This window comes from Streptomyces camponoticapitis, from assembly GCF_014646115.1.
GTDB classification, from domain to species: domain Bacteria; phylum Actinomycetota; class Actinomycetes; order Streptomycetales; family Streptomycetaceae; genus Streptomyces; species Streptomyces camponoticapitis.
The window spans coordinates 54044-70154 of the sequence record NZ_BMMV01000026.1 but is presented as its reverse complement, the minus strand read 5'-3'; the positions used below and the strand labels follow the sequence as shown (position 1 = coordinate 70154).

General features: G+C 69.5%; 15 protein-coding genes. 5 read left to right on the top strand and 10 right to left on the bottom strand.

Translation table 11 applies throughout. From position 1 onward, the window contains the following. Positions 1-168 precede the first annotated feature (168 nt). Positions 169-921 carry a hypothetical protein gene (locus tag IEY79_RS30635; protein ID WP_189110895.1) on the bottom strand — a complete coding sequence of 251 codons (753 nt, stop codon included), beginning with the start codon at positions 919-921 and terminating at the stop codon, positions 169-171. A gap of 236 nt (positions 922-1157) precedes the next feature. Here IEY79_RS30635 and IEY79_RS30630 point away from each other — a divergent pair, with 236 nt between their 5' ends. Next, positions 1158-1448 carry a hypothetical protein gene (locus IEY79_RS30630; RefSeq protein ID WP_229701251.1) on the top strand — a complete coding sequence of 97 codons (291 nt, stop codon included), beginning with the start codon at positions 1158-1160 and terminating at the stop codon, positions 1446-1448. Between the two features lie 9 nt (positions 1449-1457). Here IEY79_RS30630 and IEY79_RS30625 read toward each other — a convergent pair whose 3' ends face one another. The 4 genes from IEY79_RS30625 to IEY79_RS30610 form a co-directional block, all read right to left on the bottom strand. Next, positions 1458-2114: a class I SAM-dependent methyltransferase gene (locus tag IEY79_RS30625; RefSeq protein WP_189110893.1), complete on the bottom strand. Its 657-nt coding sequence runs from the start codon at positions 2112-2114 to the stop codon at positions 1458-1460. 61 nt (positions 2115-2175) lie between these two features. Next, the gene (locus IEY79_RS30620; RefSeq protein ID WP_189110892.1) at positions 2176-2586 is read right to left on the bottom strand and encodes a RidA family protein; all 411 of its coding nucleotides are present in this window, start codon (positions 2584-2586) and stop codon (positions 2176-2178) included. A 17-nt stretch (positions 2587-2603) separates the two neighbouring features. After that, a complete protein-coding gene (locus IEY79_RS30615) occupies positions 2604-3128 on the bottom strand; it encodes a GNAT family N-acetyltransferase (protein WP_189110891.1) in 525 nt (174 codons plus the stop codon). Between the two features lie 242 nt (positions 3129-3370). Beyond that, positions 3371-4015 carry a helix-turn-helix domain-containing protein gene (locus tag IEY79_RS30610; RefSeq protein WP_229701250.1) on the bottom strand — a complete coding sequence of 215 codons (645 nt, stop codon included), beginning with the start codon at positions 4013-4015 and terminating at the stop codon, positions 3371-3373. A 94-nt stretch (positions 4016-4109) separates the two neighbouring features. Between IEY79_RS30610 and IEY79_RS30605 the strand changes: the two genes are divergently transcribed. Together IEY79_RS30605 and IEY79_RS30600 are read left to right on the top strand one after the other, a co-directional pair. Further along, the gene (locus IEY79_RS30605) at positions 4110-5624 is read left to right on the top strand and encodes an NCS1 family nucleobase:cation symporter-1 (protein ID WP_189110890.1); all 1515 of its coding nucleotides are present in this window, start codon (positions 4110-4112) and stop codon (positions 5622-5624) included. Next, entirely contained in the window at positions 5621-6367 is a 747-nt protein-coding gene (locus IEY79_RS30600) for an aspartate/glutamate racemase family protein (RefSeq protein ID WP_189110889.1), read from the top strand. Before IEY79_RS30605 ends, IEY79_RS30600 begins: the two co-directional genes overlap by 4 nt. A gap of 298 nt (positions 6368-6665) precedes the next feature. Here IEY79_RS30600 and IEY79_RS30595 read toward each other — a convergent pair whose 3' ends face one another. Then, positions 6666-7232, bottom strand: coding sequence for a flavin reductase family protein (locus IEY79_RS30595; RefSeq protein ID WP_189110888.1), 567 nt, complete (start codon positions 7230-7232; stop codon positions 6666-6668). Between the two features lie 110 nt (positions 7233-7342). Continuing rightward, complete coding sequence (locus IEY79_RS30590; RefSeq protein WP_189110887.1) at positions 7343-8221, bottom strand: helix-turn-helix transcriptional regulator; 879 nt, start codon at positions 8219-8221, stop codon at positions 7343-7345. A 145-nt stretch (positions 8222-8366) separates the two neighbouring features. Here IEY79_RS30590 and IEY79_RS30585 point away from each other — a divergent pair, with 145 nt between their 5' ends. Then, a complete protein-coding gene (locus tag IEY79_RS30585) occupies positions 8367-9206 on the top strand; it encodes a helix-turn-helix transcriptional regulator (RefSeq protein ID WP_444544906.1) in 840 nt (279 codons plus the stop codon). A 242-nt stretch (positions 9207-9448) separates the two neighbouring features. Here the strand turns inward: IEY79_RS30585 and IEY79_RS30580 are convergent, their stop codons facing one another. The 3 genes from IEY79_RS30580 to IEY79_RS30570 all read right to left on the bottom strand — a co-directional run bounded on the left by IEY79_RS30580 (position 9449) and on the right by IEY79_RS30570 (position 12447). Next, positions 9449-9868, bottom strand: a complete 420-nt coding sequence (locus IEY79_RS30580; RefSeq protein ID WP_189110942.1) for a DUF4190 domain-containing protein — start codon at positions 9866-9868, stop codon at positions 9449-9451. 295 nt (positions 9869-10163) lie between these two features. Then, positions 10164-11375, bottom strand: coding sequence for a S8 family peptidase (locus IEY79_RS30575; protein WP_189110886.1), 1212 nt, complete (start codon positions 11373-11375; stop codon positions 10164-10166). Between the two features lie 268 nt (positions 11376-11643). Beyond that, positions 11644-12447: a MerR family transcriptional regulator gene (locus IEY79_RS30570; RefSeq protein ID WP_189110885.1), complete on the bottom strand. Its 804-nt coding sequence runs from the start codon at positions 12445-12447 to the stop codon at positions 11644-11646. Positions 12448-12756: 309 nt separating this feature from the next. Here IEY79_RS30570 and IEY79_RS30565 point away from each other — a divergent pair, with 309 nt between their 5' ends. Beyond that, positions 12757-16071: a S8 family serine peptidase gene (locus IEY79_RS30565; RefSeq protein WP_189110884.1), complete on the top strand. Its 3315-nt coding sequence runs from the start codon at positions 12757-12759 to the stop codon at positions 16069-16071. Positions 16072-16111 lie beyond the last annotated feature (40 nt).

Here is a 16111-nt window from a genome sequence, read left to right as displayed (position 1 = left end):
CTGTCATCGAGGCGGCGGGGCGCGCTCGGGGCAAACCCTCTCAAAGCTGCGACCGTCAGGCCGCCGGCCGCCGGGTGCCGGGTACCTGGTGCCGGGTGCCGGGATCCCGGCGGGTCACGATCCCGGAGCGCGTGTCGGCAACTTGCTTCGGTCGGCCAGGCACACGCCTCAGGAGCAGGAGCGAACCGCGGCGTCCCAGGCGCCGCGGCTCCGGTAGCGGTTCTCGTGACCCGCCGCGAGCACCTGGCGCAGTTCCGCGCGGTGCTGAGTGCCCGTCGGGAGATCCAGCTGGTCGAGGAGAGCCAGTGCGGCGCCCGGCTCCAGGTCGCCGCAGACGTCGTGGAAGCTCGCCCGAAGGCCGTGGAAGAGGGCTGAGTGCAGGGCGGGCAGCCGCATCGCGGTGCGGTACGTCGGCTCCTTCACAGGCCAGCGCACCGGGCCCGAGCATTCCAGAACCCGACGGGCTCGCCGGAGCAGAGCTTCCGACGGATCGGCCACGACACGGTCGATGTCGTTGCCGAGCACTTCGGCGAAGGCCGTCGCGGAAGTCGTGTGGTCCTCGAACCAGTCCACCCAAAGCGAGTAGGTGACGGCCTCGGCATCCCTGTCCGCCTCAAGTCGTCTGCGGTAGCCGTCCCACAGCACGTCGACCGGCAGGGGACCCGCCGTGCCCTGGTCCGCGAACCGGATCTCGCACGTGACCCAGTAGTCGTCAAGGAGGTCCAGCAGCCCGAAGGCCAGCCGCACCTGATCGGCTGCGACGAGGTCTTCGCCGAACACGTCGCCGGCCCAGGAGTGCGCCACTTGGTTGGCCGTGAGCAGCACGTCCGGCCTCTCGTCGCTCACCCACCCGTCGCGCACCTGGCTGACGCCCCGCTCAGCCAGCCAACGCCGCGCCGCCTCCACGACTCGCATCTCCATTCGGGAAGTATGACGAGCCTCGCAGGATCCGAACGAAACGGCCTCGGAGCTGTCGTCGAAGCGACCTGGGTGTGACGCCGTGCCACGTCAAGTACCGTAGGCCGCAAGGCGGGTGTCCCGCGCGGGGAGACACTTGGACACTCCGGGAGCTGTGCCACCAGCCGCGACGACAGTCCCTCCGGGAACAGCCCCGACATTGCGAGAAGCCAGTGATCCGAGACCTTTACAACGTCCGTGTGCAGCCCGCGGAAGGCGGATCCACGCCACTGACGGAGGAGGAAGAACAGCGCGCTCGGGCGGTGTTGTTCAGCGATCTCGGCAACATCATTGGTGAACGGGGCTGGGTCCGGTTCCCCGCGTACTCGCCGGAGGAACGTCGCCGACTGGTCGATATCGCCCACCGTCTCAGTGCTCATTGGGGGCAGCGGGTCTTCATCGAGGCCGAGGATCAGTGCGCCATGAAGCTCTATCTCGCCGGGTACGGATCGCAGCCGGTGAATCCGCCGCTGCCCTCAGCGGGACTTTGAAGACACGACCTAGCGGCGGGCCATCAGCACTCCGAGCGTGCGTGTGGCCGACGTGAGCGTGGGATGGGTCTCGACGGTGAAGCCTGCCTCGTCGACCCAGGCGTCCATCTGGCTCGGCCGGCGGCGACGGACGTAGGACTCCGGCCAACTCTCTTCGTCCGCCCCCGGCTTGGGCGGCGAGGGGTCGCCGACGTGAAAACCCAGCAGCAGCAGACCGCCGGGCCGCAGCACCCGATGGAAGCCGGCAAGGACCTCGCCGATCGCGTCGTCGGGGACGTGAATGATCGAGTACCAGGCAAGCAGGGCGGCCAACTCGCCGTCCGCGAGGTCGAGTCGCGTCATCGACCCCACCTCGAACCGCAGACCGGGATGCTCAGTGCGCGCCACCTCGATCATCCGGGGCGACAGATCGATACCGAAAACGTCCACGCCAAGACTGCTCAGGTGCGCGGTGATCCGCCCGGGCCCGCACCCCACGTCCGCGACGGGCCCGCCGCCCTGCGCCCGAACCCGCTCGGCGAACAGCGCCATCGTCTCGCGTTCGGCGGGAAGTTCGGCCAGGAGGTTCCGCGTCTCGTCCGCGTAGCTGGTGGCGTCGGCATCGTAGGACGCCCGGGTGTCCGCCAACCAGCGCTCGGCCTCAGGGTGTTCCTGTCCGGTGCTCACCACCGCAGGCTAGCCCAGGAGCCGGCCGTCGCAACCAGCACGCGTAGTTCCCCGAGGGGGATCAGCGCCGCATGCGCCGCACGGGGCTGATCGCGTCGATCTCCACCTCGACCAGCCACTCGGGGTCGATGAAGCGGGACACCTCCACGACCGTACACGCGGGCCGGATGTCGGCGAACCGTTCTCCGTGCGCGCGGGCGGCCTCCCTCCATCGCGTGACGTCGGTCAGCATGAGGCGGGTCCGTACGACGTCCGCCATGCCGGCCCCCGCCTCCCGCAGCGCACGTTCGGCGATGTCGAGGCACCGTACGGTCTGTGCGTAGACGTCACCGGGCCCGACGGTGCGACCGTCGTCCCCGATCGGAGCCGTACCAGCGACGACGACGTACGACCCGACCCGCACCGCCCGCGAGAACCCGATCTCCGGTTCCAACGGGGATCCGGAACCGACCACCTGTCGTGTGTCCTCCATACCGTTCCTTCTGTCTGTCAGTCCCACTGGGCGTCCACATAGCCGAGCCGCCGGTTCATCTCGATGGCGGCCGCGTTCGCGGGGTGGTGGAATGTTCGGATCTTGTCCACGCCACAGAGGTGGGCGAAGCCGATCCCGAACGTCTTCATCGCGATGGAGATGCCCCGACCGCGGTAGCCGGCCCGGACCCCGGTCATCTCGTTGAAGACGAAGCCGTCGGACCGCTGGTCCGATGTCGCGGCGAGACCGCACCATGTGTCGCCGTCCAGTGCGATGACGACACCACGCGGGTCGAAGGACGGGACGTCGACCCGGCGTTCGATGTACTCGTCGAAGGTGTAGAACTCGCCGCGGTCGGGGATGTCGGCGGAGCAGTCCTTGTTGAGCGTGTAGAGCTCACGCCGGTGGGGCGGGGTGTCCCCCAGCTCAGCCAGCGTGGTCAGCCGGATACCGGCCGCTCGGCAACGCTCCGCGTACGTCACGAAGCGCGCCGCGTCGAAGGTGCGTACGTCGAGTTCGAGCTTGGTCCAGTGGTCTGCCATGGTGCTGGAACATAGCAATCGCGGCGTGCTCGCCGTAGGCAACCGCGTCAAGCGCCGAATCGGCCGAATCAGCGGGTCCGGAGCCAGTCGGTCAGCTTGTCGGCCGCCACGTCGGCGGGGATGTCGAGAAGTCTGCGTAGGTCGCTTCCATACATCAGGACGGTATCGGCGCCCTCTGACAGCGCCTCAGCCCATTCAGCGGACTCAACGGGAACAACGGTCTCAAGCGGACTCAAGCGGGCTCAACGGTGGACGATCAGCCACGTCGCGACCGCCATCACGCTCTCCGACCGGTTGCCGATGATGTGCGGCCGGCGGCAGGGGTACGTTATCGAGTCACCCGCGGCGAGCGTCACGATCTCCGTGTCCGTGTCCGCCCCGAACTCGATGGTGAGTTCGCCCTGAGTGACCGTCCCCACCTCGTAGCCGTCGTGCTTCAAAAACTGACCGTGCGCGTTGGAGATCGCGCCCGGTGGATAGACGGACTCGAAGAACTCGACGTCCGGCGTCGGCGCGGGCGACAGTCTGCGGAAGGTGACGCCGCCGTCGAGCAGGATCGGGTCGACCTCCCACGACCGACGGATCGCGAACCCCCGCTCCTCGACAGGCGCTTCCGGTTCGTCCATGTCGAACACCGCCGCCAGTGGTGCGTCGACCGCCGAGACGTACGCGATCAGCCGGCTCACCGACGGGCGCATCGCCCCCAGTTCGATCTGCGAGACCGCGCTCGCGGAGATTCCGAGTTCACGCGCCAGCGCGCGCAGCGACTTCCCTGAGCGGAGCCGGAGTTCGCGGAGCCGTAGCCCCAGGCGCTCAGAGCTGATCGCGTCCACCGACGTGCCCGGCCCGGGACCTGACCCCGGCTCCTTGCCCTCCAATTGCGACACGTCCTTTACACGGCGGAAAAACAACGACAGGTGTCAAGTGCTAGCTTGACGCACCCTGTTAAGGAATGACTTTACAGCGCTCCCGGAGGCATTCATGGCCGAGAACACCGCAGCGCCGAGCGTCGCACCACCCACCACCCCCACCGAAGCCACCGATTCCCGGTACGACCCCAGCCTCACCAACGACGACCTCGCCCCCGTCGAGAAGCAGTCCTGGAACTCGTACAACATCCTGGCGTTCTGGATGTCCGACGTACACAGCATCGGCGGATACGTCACCGCGGGCAGCCTCTTCGCGCTCGGGCTGGCCAGCTGGCAGGTGCTGTTCGCGCTGATCGTCGGCATCCTCATCGTGAACGTCTTCTGCAACCTCGTCGCGAAGCCCAGCCAGGTCACCGGGGTGCCGTACCCCGTGATCAACCGCGCCGTCTTCGGTGTCGCCGGTGCCAACATCCCGGCCGTCATCCGGGGGCTCATCGCCATCGCCTGGTACGGCGTGCAGACCTACCTCGCCTCGCAGTCGCTGCTCATCATCTTCCTCAAGTTCTGGCCGAGTTCAGGCTCCCTGAACGACTCGACCTTCCTGGGGCTCTCCCCGCTCGGCTACCTCTGTTACGCGATCCTCTGGGTTGCCCAGGCCGCCGTCTTCTGGCGCGGCATGGAGTCCATCCGCCGCTTCATCGACTGGGCAGGACCGGCCGTCTACATCGTCATGATCGTGCTGGCCGTCTACCTGGTCAGCAAGGCCGGCTGGTCGAACATCGGCTTCAACCTCTCAGAGGGAGAGAGCCTGGGCTTCGGCGCCTCGATCCCGGTGATGCTCAGCGCGATCGCCCTCGTCGTCTCGTACTTCTCCGGCCCGATGCTCAACTTCGGGGACTTCGCCCGCTACGGTAAGTCGTTCGACGCCGTCAAGAAGGGCAACTTCCTCGGCCTGCCCGTCAACTTCCTCTTCTTCTCCCTCCTGACCGTGATCACCGCCTCGGCCACCGTCCCCGTCTTCGGCGAGCTGATCACCGACCCGATCCACACCGTGGAGCGCATCGACACGGCGTTCGCGATCCTCCTCGGCGGGCTCACGTTCGTCATCGCGACGATCGGCATCAACATCGTCGCCAACTTCATCTCACCGGCCTTCGACTTCTCCAACGTGAGCCCGCAGAGGATCAGTTGGCGGGCCGGTGGCATGATCGCCGCGGTCGGGTCCGTGCTGCTCACGCCGTGGAACTGGTACAGCGACCCGGAAGCCATCCACTACACCCTCGGGCTGCTCGGGGCGCTCATCGGGCCGCTGTTCGGCATCCTGATCGCGGGCTACTACGTGATCAGCCGTCAGCACGTTGTCGTGGACGATCTGTTCACCAGGTCGACGACCGGCCGCTACTGGTTCCGTAAGGGCTACAACCCCAACGCCGTCTGGGCGACGGCCCTCAGCGGGATACCGGCGGTCGCGTCCGTCCTCATCCCGAAGATGCTGATCGACCTCGAACTCACCACCATGGATCTGACCGAGATCTCGGACTACAGCTGGTTCATCGGCTGCGGCCTCGGCTTCCTGGCGTTCGTCGCGCTGGAGCGGCGGTCCCCGCGGATCGTGATCGATCGATGACCCGTATCCGCGTGATCAACCCCAACACCAGCCCAGGCATGACGGAGACCATCGGCCGCTGCGCGCGTACGGCCGCGGCCCCGTCGACCGTCGTCACCGCCGTCAACCCGGCCATGGGACCGGAGTCCGTCGAGAGCCACTACGACGAGGCGCTGGCCGTCCCCGGCCTGCTCACGGAGATCGCCGCGGGCGAGACGGCGGGAGGGGCGCACGCCGCGGACGGCTACGTCATCGCCTGCTTCGGCGACCCGGGGCTCGACGCCGCGCGTGAGCTGGCGACGGGGCCGGTGATCGGGATCGCCCAGGCGGCGATGCACACGGCAGTACTGCTCGGCCGGAGTTTCAGCGTCGTGACCACGCTGCCCCGGACGACCGGACGCACCTGGGACCTGGCGCGACGCTACGGGTTCGCCGACGCCTGCCGTGGCGTGCACGCCTGCGACGTCCCCGTACTCGACCTGGACGACCCCGGCCCGGGCACCGTGCGGACCGTGACCGAGGCGTGCACGGCGGCAGTGAACGAGGACGGGTGCGATGTCGTCGTGCTCGGCTGCGCGGGCATGGCACCCCTCGCCCCCACGCTCGCCCGCCGGACCGGCGCCCAGGTTGTCGACGGCGTCGGAGCGGCGGTGAAGCTGGTCGAGTCGCTGGTGTCCCTGGGCCTGCGAACAAGCAAGGGTGGCGAGTACGCGGCGCCACCGTCGAAGAAGTACGCGGGCCTACTGGGCGAGTTCGGCCTCTGACGGCTCGGTGCCGGAACATCTCCTCGATGCCGCGCGATCAGCCACGATCAGACCCGGCGTCGGCGGACCGACACGCTCACGCATCGGCGCTTCCCGCAACGACACCGACAACAGTCGCCAGTGGGCATCCGCCCGGACGGTTCGTCAGCAGCGGCGCCACCGTCTCACTCCATCGGCGGTCCCACCGGCGATCACAACTGGGGCTGAGAGGAAGGCCCGTCGGCTCAGCGCCGGCTGACGCTGTCGACCGCGGTGCCCGGCCATGGATTCCGCCCGAGCGCGAGGGTGTGCCCTCCGCCTACTGGAGGTACTGCCACTTGGTCATGCGTTCTTTCAGATCGATGGTCGGCCCGTCCAAGGTGAAGGTTCCGTCTCCGCGGTGGTGGAACAAGCGCGGTTGGGACTGCGAGGGGTCGGTCCACGCCCTGACGGCCTCCAGCAGGAAGAGGCTGTACGAGGGAACGAGGCTGCTGTCGGCGACCCTGCACTCGATGTTGGCGAAACACTCGGCCACCAGAGGCGCCTGGACCTCCTCGCCGGCCACGGCGGTCAGATCGAACTCCTCGAACTTGTTCACCTCCGTGCCCGAGCAGTTGCCGATGTCGACGACAGCGGTGGCCATGTCCGCCGTCGGGACCGAGATGACGCACTCGCCGGTTTCGACCAGAGCCTCGTAGCTGTGGTCCCAGGGACCGATGGTGCACGCGATCAGAGGCGGGGCATGGCGCACCATCATGTTGAACCCGTTGGTCATCACGTTCGGGATTCCGTGGTGCCGGGTCGTGACCAGAATGACGGGCCCCGGTTCGATGAGACGGTGTACCTGGTCCAGCGGGTGGGGCTGGAGGTCCTTCACGGTGGTCATGTCCGCTCCTGGTGCCGTGCGATGTGCGCGTCGACGTCACGGTGGACGCGCGCGCTGTCTCTCCCGTCGAGTGTCGGCAGATGCACGCACCAGCTGAAGGCCGCCGCTCCCTACCGCTCCTCGACGGCGAGGTCGGCCGTGGGCGGCGCGGTGGGCCGGGCAGCTTGGTTCGGCAGGGCTGCCCTGGCTCGCAACGTCTCGAAGGCGGCCGCCGTCGCGGCGACCGGTTCGGCCTGGTAGACCACCAGCTGCTGATGCGCGGCCCCGTTGACCGTGAAAGCAGCGAATCTGATGTGCAGGTCCCCGACCTCGGGGTGCCTGAGCTGCTTGCCTTCCTGGGATTTGCTCTTGACTTCGTGCATCCCCCAGAGCTCGGCGAACTCCTCGCTTCGAGCGGACAGATCGGCCACGACGGCGGCGATACGGGAAGATTCGGGATCGTGGCCGTAGGCGGCCCTGATTTCCGCCACACAGGACTGCGCGGCGCGCTCCCATTCCTGGTAGAACTCACGCCCCGCCGGATCGACGAACACCATGCGGGCGAGGTTGTCGAACTGGGTGAACCCGTCGTGGAGCGCGATGGCCAAGGAGTTGCCGGCCAGGAAGTCGAGAGCCGGGCCGACCACGAAGGCCGGAGTGTGCTCCCACCCGTCCATCAGCTGTAGCAGCTGCCGGCTGACCTCCGCCTCGCCCCGGTCACGTGGACGCTGCGAGGCGGTGAGGCAGAGTCGGTTGAGATGGTCGGTGGCCTCCGCGCCCAGCTTCAGGGCTTGCGCCACGGCCTCCAGCACCTGCGGGGACGGACTGTTCTCACGGCCCTGTTCCAGCCGGACGTAGTAGTCGGAACTGACTCCGGCAAGCAGCGCGACTTCCTCTCTGCGCAGTCCCGGTACCCGACGTCGCCCGTATTCGGGCAGGCCTACGTCCTGAGGCTTGAGCGCTCCTCGGCGGGCTCTCAGGAAATCGCCCAAAGGTGTCCCATTGCTCATGCCACCAGCCTAAATGCGTTCCCGCTGACGAGAAGTGCCCGTAAACGTAATATGACAGCAGGTCGTTCTGGCCGCGCATGCCTGGGTGTAACGCACCCACCATGGGCGGAGCATTTCCGGGCGTTTTCCGCCTAGCCTCGGCAGTATGGCCAATGACAACCGCCCCGACCCGGTGGAAGGTCTGGGTCCCTTCCTGCGTTCCGGCAGGGAGCGTCTCAGCCCCGCGGACGCGGGGCTGCCCAGCGCCGGCCGTCGAAGGGTTCCCGGCCTGCGGCGCGACGAGGTCGCGACACTCGCGGGTGTCAGTCCGAGCTACTACAGCCGAATCGAACAGGGCCGTGAACTCAGCCCCTCACCGCGGGTACTGGAGTCCCTGGCCCGTGTCCTGCGACTGGGGGAAGAGGAGAGGCAGGAGCTCTTCCGGCTCGCGGCGCCGACCGCCCGCCGGACGAAGTCACCGTCCCGGGTCGAGCGTGTCCGCCCGCATCTGCGACAGCTGATCGAAAGCTGGACCCGCACGCCGGCCTTCATCATCGGCCACGCCCAAGACCTGCTGGCCACGAACGCGTTGACCGACGCCCTCTACCGTGACTTCGCGCGGCGCGACAACGTGCTGCGCATGCTCTTCCTGGACCCCGCAGCGAAGACGCTCTACCGGAACGCGGAGCGGGCCAAGCATCGTGCGGTCGCCGACCTTCAGGCCACGGCCGCTAGCACCCCCGAGGACCCTCGCATCCTGGAGCTGGTCGGAGAACTGTCCGTGCGCAGCGCGGAGTTCCGTTCCCTGTGGGCACGTGAGTACACCCGGGTGCCGCCCTACGACGTCAAGCGGATGCACCACTCCCTGGTAGGAGAGTTGGAGTTGGCGGCACGAGGCCCTCAGCATCCGCAGCGCTCCGGGACAGCAGCTCATCATCCTGCACGCGGAGCCAGGCTCCCCCTCCGCGGACGCCCTGGCCCTGCTGGGATCCATCAGCGCACCTGACGCACCTCAGCGGCGGAACCCGGCGCGATAGTCGCGTACGACAACGGCCGCGACTGGCGGAGTTCGCCGCTGCCCGGCCCTCCCGGCCCGGGTCGAAGCGGTCATCGACCGCCTCCCCGTGCACCCGGACCTCGCTGCGGGGCACGGGGATCGCGCGGGGAGGCGGCACGTAACTCCTCGGCCGGCGTGATCCGTTGACGCGGAGCAGCCTTCCGATGGCGTCAACACTGTCGCGTGTGCGGTCAGTTCTCCACGTCCTTGGAGAAGTCCTCGGCGCACTGGTCCTTCTCGCTCTGGCTGTTGGCGTGCTCCATGCAGTCGTTGAAGTTGTCGAACTCCTCCGAGTTGAACAGTGACACGCCGATGATGACGATCACCGTCGAGGCCACGAGTCCCACTGCTCCGAGGACGGCGCCGACTATCGCCATGGTGCGGCGGGGCGCCCGGCCTCCACGCGCCCGGCGGGCACCGATGATGCCGAGCACCACGGCGAGCAGGCCCAGGAAGATCCCGCCCACGACTGTCCAGAAGAGGAGAACCGCGATGATGCCCAGCACCAGCGCGGCCACCGCGAGGGCGTTGCTCCGGGCGGGCGCGGGCTCGGGCGTCGTGTGCGGGGACGTGCCGTCGGCCGCTTGGTGGGGGTAGTTGGGCAGGGACATCGTCTTCACCCTCCGTTGGTGGACGCGTGCGTCCGGTCCACCTCCGCATGCCCCCGAACGCGGCGGGGACACGCGCACGGCGAGACCGCGCCACCACCTCGGCCGTCACAGCCGACGTCCCGGCTGTGACGGCCGAGGTAAGCAAGAACGCACACCGCCACTCGAAACCACGTCCACTCCTGCTGGAGAACGATGAAGGGCTCAACAGGACCCGGGAGCGGGAGGCGTACTGTCCCACGCCCGGGTCCCCGGCCGTCGTGCGGTGTACAGCGGTGCGGTGGTGCGGTGGTTGTTGTTACGGGACGAGCTTGAGGAGCTTGTTAGGGGAGCCGGTGCCGACTCCCGTGATGACGTTGGACGTCGCGCCGTTCACCAGCGCGGTGGCGACAGCCGCCGGGGAGGCACCCGGGTGGTTGGTCAGATAGATGGCGGCGGCGCCCGACACGTGCGGCGCGGCGAAGGAGGTGCCGTTGCCGGTGTAGGTGGCGCTGTCGGAGGTGTTCCAGCCGGCCGTGATGCTGGAGCCGGGCGCGAAGATGTCCACGGTGGGTCCGTAGTTGGAGTACGTGGCCCGCGCGTCGGTCCTGGTGGTGGCGCCGACCGTGATCGCGGTCGACACCCGGGCGGGTGAGTAGTTGGACGCGAGCGCGCCCGAATTGCCGGCCGCGATGGAGTAGGTGACGCCGGACGCGATAGATCTGCGCACCGCGTCGTCCAGCGTGGTGCTGGCCCCGCCGCCGAGCGAGACGTTGGCGACGGAGGAGGCGACGTGGTTGGCGGTGATCCAGTCGACGCCGGCGATGACCCCGGCGGTCGTGCCGGAGCCGTTGTTGCCGAGGACGCGCACGGCGACGATCTTCGCCTTCTTCGCCGCGCCGTAGGTGGTGCCCGCGACGGTCGTGGCAACGTGCGTGCCGTGGCCCGCACCGTCCTGGGCGTTGGCGTCGTTGTCGACGAAGTCCCAGCCGTACGACGCCCGGCCGCTGATCTCCTGGTGGGTGATGCGCACGCCGGTGTCGAGAACGTAGACCGTCGTGCCGCCGCCCGCCGAGTCCGGGTAGTTGTACGTGCCGTTCAGCGGCAGGTTCGGCTGGTCGATACGGTCAAGACCCCAGGGCGCGTTGGTCTGGGTGGCGGTCGAGTGGACCCTCTGGTCCTGCTCGACGGTCGCGACCGCCGGGTCCGCGGCGAGCCGCCTGGCCTCGGCGCTGCTGAGAGTGGCGGCGTAGCCGTTGAGAGCCGACGTGTAGGTGCGCTTGATCTGGCCCCCGTAACCCGCTATCAGCTTCTTGCCCTGGGTTGTTGACGCCTTGAGTCCGGCCGTCTGCTTCAGCGTGACGATGTAGCTCCCGGGCACCGCCTCGGCCGCACCGGCGTGCAGGATCCTGCCTTCCGCCGGGGCGGCCTGGGCGGGTGCGGCCAGGCCCGCACCGAGTACCGCCGCCAGGGTCGCCGCGGTGGTGATCGCCACGGCGGCCCGCCGCTTGGTGTCGCGTACTGCTGCCATCGAGAGGGTCCTCCTCGAACGGTGGCGCGCTTGGTGGTCACGCGCCGGGGTGAGTACGGCGTACGGGGTCGTAGGCCGCACCACGACGATGGCCCCGGGCGTTCGGGCGGAACAAGCGTTCCCGGATGATGTCATGACCGCGACACAGTCCTGACACTCCGTCAACCTCCTGCCACACAGAGGCAATACCCCTGTCGTGCGATCTTCGAGATACGCCGGCACGCCCAGGACGGCAGGGGGGCGGGCAGGAGCCGGACAGAGGGGAGACTCAAGAGGCGTCGGCGAACAGTTCAGCCGGCAGACCGGCGCCCTCGGCGGGGGCACGGACCTCCAAGTGGAGGTCGGGACCGTCCAGGTGGAGGCGGAAGTCGAAGAACCCGCAGCAGCCCTGCTCGGCAGCCGCGAGTCCGGCGACCGTCTGTGTGCGGTTCACCGGCAGCGTCAACCGCAGGCCGTCGGGGATCTCATGACGGCGGGGGCCCGCCAGGGCCCGGTGCCAGGCGGCGCTGCGCTCGGTGGTCTCCTCACCGGTCAGTGAGCACGCCACCGGAGCCGTGCGCCACCGCTCGGCTGCCTCCTCGGCCACACGGCGGCCGGGTGTGAACGCCATGTCGACTCGATGCCCACCGCGCCGTGACACCGTCTTCCGCCCGGTGGTGAGCCTGGCCGGAGCGAGGAGCCCACACAGGGGATCGCACCTGCCGGACCGGTCCGGCAGCCCGTCCAAGTGCTCCAGACTCGCGCGCAGGGTCACGGCGAGCGCCGCGAGTTCCGCCGCTTTCTCCTCTGCCGCTTGCAGGCGGGCTGCGATCCGGGGCCGCAGATCGGCCTTCACCTCCCGGCAGGCGGCCGACTCCCGCACCGACAGCAACTCGGCGATCTCCTCCAGCGGCAGCCCGAGGTGCTTGGCCGCCCCGATGAACGCCAGCCGCTCGACCGCGTCCTCACCGTAGAGGCGGTAGCCGGAAGCGGCCCGGCCTGCGGGCAACAGGCCGGACGTCTCGTAGAACCGCAGGGTGGTCGCCGGTACGCCGGTGCGTTCGGCGAGCTGAGAAATCCGCAGCTCGCTCATGCCGCCGACCGTAAAGATTCGACCCGACTCGAAGGTCAAGCTCCGCGAGGCCTGGTTCGCCAACTCGTCCGTCACTGTCTGAATGGGAACACGGCGTGCCGTCCCCGTCCCCGGCACGGCACCGGTCGCGACGGCGAACCGCGTCTCAACTCCTTGCGTGCGACGGACAGTTAAGCGGGCAACGAGCTCGTTTCCGGCTGAGGGGCCATGGGCAGCATGACACGGCCCTGACAACGTTTTCAGGCACGGCTGTCACGGCACCGCACGACGTCACACCACGCTGCTTCCCACCCACAGACAGGGACGATCTTGCTGGCACCACGAAGAACCCGACGGCTCGCCCATGTCCCGGCCTGGTCCGGGGCTCTGCTGATGACGGCGGCTCTGATGGCGGGCCCTACCACCGTCCCGGCCGCGGCGGCGGGCCCCGGCTCCCCCATGGGCGGCGCTCTCACGACCGTCTCGCAGACGGCCCCGGGCCACACCACCGTCACGCTGATCACGGGCGACAAGGTCGTGCTGGACGGTGAGGGCGCCGCGGTCGGCATCCTGCCCGCCAAGGGCCGCGCCGGAATCTCCGTCCAGATCGGCCGCACCGGCGACCACACCTATGTCGTCCCCGCCGACGCCGAGGCGCTGATCGACGCGGGCAAGGTGGACCTGAACCTGTTCGACGTCGCGGAGCTGAACCGGCCCGAGTACCGCGAGATCGCGGACGGCGGCGCGCCCGTGCTCGTGCGCTACACCGCGGACGACGCCGCGGCCCAACGGCGGCTGCGCGCGGACACCGACGCGAAGGTGCGCGCACTGCCGTCCGTGGACTCGGACGCCGTCGTGCTGGCCCCCGGGGAGGCGGCGCCGGCCTGGGCCGCGCTCACCGACACCGCGGACCGCACCACCGAACTCGCCCCGGGAGTCGCCTCCTTGCGTCTGGACCGCGTGATGACCGCCGCGCTCGATGTGAGCGTGCCGCAGATCGGGGCGCCCGGCCAGTGGGAGGCCGGCTTCGACGGCACCGGCGTGAAGATCGCCGTCCTGGACACCGGCATCGACTCCACCCACCCCGACCTCGCGGGCCAGGTCGTCGCCGAGCGGAACTTCTCCACCGACACCGAACTCCAGGACGCCAACGGGCACGGCACGCACGTGGCCTCGACCGCCGCCGGCACCGGGGCGGGCTCCGGCGGCCGGTACAAGGGCGTCGCACCGGGGGCCCGGCTGATCAACGGCAAGGTCCTCAACGCCGCGGGCTCCGGCCTGACTTCGGGCATCCTGGCCGGTATGGAGTGGGCCGTCGCGCAGGGCGCCGACGTCGTCAACATGTCCCTCGGCTCCGCCGACGAACCGGGCAGCGACCCGCTGGAAGAGGCCGTCGAGGCACTGTCCGACCAGGCGCTGTTCGTCATCGCCGCAGGCAACTCCGGCTCCGGCTCGGGCACCTTGTCGACCCCGGGCGTGGCCGAGGCCGCGCTGACCGTGGGCGCGGTCGACAAGGAGGACGCCCTCGCATCCTTCTCCTCGCGCGGACCGCGCGCGGACGGCGGCGTCAAGCCCGACGTCACCGCGCCCGGCGTCGCGATCACCGCTGCCGCCGCTGAGGGCACCCGCCCGAACGACCCGCACCCGGCGCCCGGTTACGTCACTCTTGAGGGCACCTCGATGGCCACCCCGCACGTGGCGGGGGCGGCGGCACTGCTCATGCAGCGGCACCCGGACTGGAGCGGTTCGCGCGTCAAGGCACTGCTGACCGGCTCCGCGCTGCCCGGCGACCAAGGCGCGTACGAGCAGGGCACCGGGCGCATCGACCTGACCCGGGCCACCAAGCAGACGGTCGTCGCCGAGCCCGGTCCGCTGAACTTCGGTGAGTTCGAGTGGCCGCACACCGACGACGAGACCCGCACCCGTACCGTCACCTACCGCAACCTCGGCGACCAGCCTGTCACCCTCGATCTGACAGCCACCGCCGCCGGTCCGAACGCCGCCCCCGCCCCCGAGGGCCTGTTCACGCTCGGCAGCGACCAGGTCACCGTACCCGCGGGCGGCACCGCCGGTGTCGAGGTGACCGCGGACCCCCGGGTCGGCGGTGAGACGACCGGCGCGTTCGCGGTGACGGTCGTCGCCACCGGCGGCGGCGCCACGGTCCGCAGCGTGGGCGGTCTGGACCGGGCCGCGAACACCTACGAGGTCACGGTGAAGGCGACCGGACGCGACGGTCTGCCCCCGGACTACTTCGGCTGGGCCGCCTGGTTCAGCGGTATCGGCAACGACTCCTTCGTGCTGCTCAGGGGCGAGGACGGTACGGCCACCGTGGAACTGCCCGCCGGTGACTACACCCTGACGGGGCGTTACTTCGCCGAGACCGGAGGCATCGACAACCTCGTGGCCCCGAAGCTGACCGTCGACCGCGACATGACGGTCTCCTTCGACGCGCGCGACGCGCGGCCGGTCGAAGTGACCCTGCCGGATCCGGAGGCCACCGGTGTCTCCACGTTCATATCGACCGCGGTGCGCTCCGGCGGCAGTGAGACCTTCTCCAGCATCGGGCTCGTCTCGGGCCTGGGCGACACCCGCACGGCTCTGATCGGCGACCCGCCGGCGCGCGGCGAGGTGACGTCGTACTTCCTCTCGCACTGGCAGAGCGGCTCGAACGAGTACCACGTGGCCCACACCCTGCGCGACAGCTTCTACACCGGTCACGTCCAGCACGTGAAGAAGCGCGACCTGGCGAAGCTGACGATCCGTCAAGGTGCGTCGGTAGCTGGGGCGCTGGGGGCGAACTGGACCCTGCTGCCAGGCACCGGCACCGCCGCCGTGGGCGCCTACAGCGATCTGCCGAGCACCCGGACGGTGTACGTCCAGGGCGGCTACGTCTGGGGCGGGCACACCCAGCAGCTCGATCCCACCAACGGCCGCGAACTCGCCGAGTACCAGTTGCCCGCGCGTCGCTACGCCGCCGGGGCGAGCCGCACGGAGACCTTCAACACCGGGGTGTTCGGGCCGTCGCTCGGCAACGGCGGCGGGCTGGTCCGGGACGGCGACACGCTCGCCGGGAGCATCGCTCCGTTCACCGACGGCGCGGGGCACGCCGGAGGCAGTCTGTACGACACCGCCTCCGCCACCACCACGCTCCACCGCGACGGCAAGCTCTACGCCACGGCTGACGGCCCACTCGACGAGGTGCGATTCGAACTGCCCCCGGGCAAGGCCCGATACCGCCTGGAGACCACCGTCGGCCGTGCCTCGGCCGGGGTCGCCTCCGTCTCCTCGACGGTGACCTGGCGGGCCGAGTTCACCTCGGCCCGCACCTCCTCGCCCGTGTCCGTCCCGGTCGGCGTGGTGCGCTACAAGCCCCGGCTCGACCTCGCGTCCTCGGCGCCGGCCGGCGTCCGGTACCAAGTGCCGGTCACCGTGCAGAGGTCGGCCGCCGGCCGCAGCCCCGCCTCGCTCACGGTGTCCGTGTCCTACGACGGCGGAAAGTCCTGGCGGCCCACAGTGGTCCGGCACGGCGAGATCACCGTGGTGAACCCGGCCGCCGGCGGGTCGGTCTCACTGCGATCGACGGTCCGCGACCGCGACGGCAACACGTCGGACCAGACAATCATCGACGCCTACCGCACCCGGTGACACCGGGGGCCGCCCGCGTCCACTCCGCGGGGCTCGGGCG

Bases quoted from the DNA above. Each gene is read 5' to 3' on its own strand.
- IEY79_RS30635 (WP_189110895.1), bottom strand. From the start codon at position 921: ATGGAGATGCGAGTCGTGGAGGCGGCGCGGCGTTGGCTGGCTGAGCGG.
- IEY79_RS30620 (WP_189110892.1), bottom strand. From the start codon at position 2,586: ATGGAGGACACACGACAGGTGGTCGGTTCCGGATCCCCGTTGGAACCG.
- IEY79_RS30615 (WP_189110891.1), bottom strand. From the start codon at position 3,128: ATGGCAGACCACTGGACCAAGCTCGAACTCGACGTACGCACCTTCGAC.
- IEY79_RS30605 (WP_189110890.1), top strand. From the start codon at position 4,110: ATGGCCGAGAACACCGCAGCGCCGAGCGTCGCACCACCCACCACCCCC.
- IEY79_RS30600 (WP_189110889.1), top strand. From the start codon at position 5,621: ATGACCCGTATCCGCGTGATCAACCCCAACACCAGCCCAGGCATGACG.
- IEY79_RS30595 (WP_189110888.1), bottom strand. From the start codon at position 7,232: ATGACCACCGTGAAGGACCTCCAGCCCCACCCGCTGGACCAGGTACAC.
- IEY79_RS30590 (WP_189110887.1), bottom strand. From the start codon at position 8,221: ATGAGCAATGGGACACCTTTGGGCGATTTCCTGAGAGCCCGCCGAGGA.
- IEY79_RS30585 (WP_444544906.1), top strand. From the start codon at position 8,367: ATGGCCAATGACAACCGCCCCGACCCGGTGGAAGGTCTGGGTCCCTTC.
- IEY79_RS30580 (WP_189110942.1), bottom strand. From the start codon at position 9,868: ATGTCCCTGCCCAACTACCCCCACCAAGCGGCCGACGGCACGTCCCCG.
- IEY79_RS30575 (WP_189110886.1), bottom strand. From the start codon at position 11,375: ATGGCAGCAGTACGCGACACCAAGCGGCGGGCCGCCGTGGCGATCACC.
- IEY79_RS30570 (WP_189110885.1), bottom strand. From the start codon at position 12,447: ATGAGCGAGCTGCGGATTTCTCAGCTCGCCGAACGCACCGGCGTACCG.